This is a genomic window from Paenarthrobacter sp. CM16, assembly GCF_013179505.1.
In the GTDB taxonomy this organism is placed as follows: Bacteria; Actinomycetota; Actinomycetes; order Actinomycetales; family Micrococcaceae; genus Arthrobacter.
On the sequence record NZ_JABMCX010000518.1, the window covers coordinates 1 to 1,552 of the forward strand.

Below are 1,552 nucleotides of genomic sequence, written 5' to 3' on the forward strand. Positions count from 1 at the left end.
AGCGCATCGCCGTGGCCGAGGATGACCTGGCCATCAAACCGGCCACCATCAGCATGGAGGAAGCGGGTTCGCTTCCGCTGGTGGCTTTGACCGCCTGGCAGGCACTGGTGGAGCGCGGCAACGTTGGCCCCGGCCAGAAGGTCTTCATCCATGCCGGTGCCGGGGGAGTGGGCTCCATTGCCATTCAGCTGGCCAAGTACCTGGGCGCGACGGTTGCCACCACGGTCAGCGCAGGGAACAAGGACTTTGCCCGTGAACTTGGCGCTGATGTGGTGATCGACTACCGCACCGAGGATTTTGTGGAGATTCTTCACGATTACGACCTCGTACTGGACAGCCTCGGCGGCGAGAACCTGGAGCGATCCCTGAAGGTCTTGAAGAAGGGTGGCAAGGCTATCGGCATCGCTGGACCGCCGGATGCCGGCTTCGCGCGCCAATTGGGCGGAAATCCAGTGCTGCTGGGTGCTATGACGCTGCTGAGCTCGGGCATCCGCCGCAAGGCCCGCCGCTTGGGCGTCAGCTACGAGTTCCTCTTCATGCACGCAGACGGCAACCAGCTGAGCGAAATTGCGGCGCTCATCGATGCCGGGGAGATCAAGCCCGTTCTGGGCCGGGTGGTCCCGTTCGATCAGACGGCCGATGTCCTTGCTGCCCTGGACAAGGGCGGCGTCCGTGGCAAGACCGTCGTCAGCCACCTCTAGCCACCACCAACCACCCGATAGGACAAAAAATCATGAGCAGCGAACAGTATTTCCAGGTGCCGGCAAAGACAGTCACGGCGGGGGACGTCACGTACGCCTACCGCGAGATGGGGCCTAAGGGCGGAGTTCCGGTAGTTTTCCTGATCCACCTCGCCGGGACCATGGACAACTGGGATCCGCGCATCATCGATCCCATCGCTGCGAAGCACCACGTGATCACTTTCAGCAACCGCGGAGTGGGTGCGTCCACAGGCAATGTTCCGGACAGCATCGAAAGCATGGCCGATGACGCCGCTGCCTTCATTCAGGCCCTTGGCTATCCGCAGGTGGATCTTTTCGGATTCTCCCTTGGCGGCATGATTGCCCAGTCGTTGGTCCTCAAGCACCCTGGCATGGTGCGCAAGATGGTGCTCGCTGGCACGGGCCCTGCAGGTGGAGAAGGCATCCAGAACATCATCGGGACCACTTACTACGACGTTCTCCGGGGAACCCTCACGCGGCAGGACCCCAAGGAGTTCCTCTTCTTCAATCGGAACGCCGCAGGCAAGCCGGCTGCCCGGGCCTTCATCAACCGGCTCAAGGAACGCGCCACCAACCGCGAGGCGCCCATCAAGCTCGGCGCATTCCAGACGCAACTCAAAGCCATCCGCCGGTGGGGATTGTCGCCGTCGGCCGATCTTGGCGTCATCACCCAACCGACGCTGATCGCCAACGGCGACAACGACCGCATGGTGCCATCGGTACTTTCGAGCGACATGCTCCGGCGAATTCCGGGCAGCGAACTGGTCATCTACCCCGACTCCGGGCACGGCGGCATCTTCCAGTTCCACGACCGCTTTGTTCCCGTAGCC

At 62.5% G+C, this 1,552-nt stretch carries 2 protein-coding genes; both read left to right on the forward strand.

The features are described from left to right. On the forward strand, nt 1-701 hold a 701-nt coding region (locus HP499_RS24085; protein WP_172326547.1), incomplete at its 5' end, for an NADP-dependent oxidoreductase. A 32-nt stretch (nt 702-733) separates the two neighbouring features. Then, nucleotides 734-1,552, forward strand: an 819-nt coding sequence (locus HP499_RS24090) for an alpha/beta fold hydrolase (RefSeq protein WP_172326548.1), incomplete at its 3' end; no start/stop codon positions are given.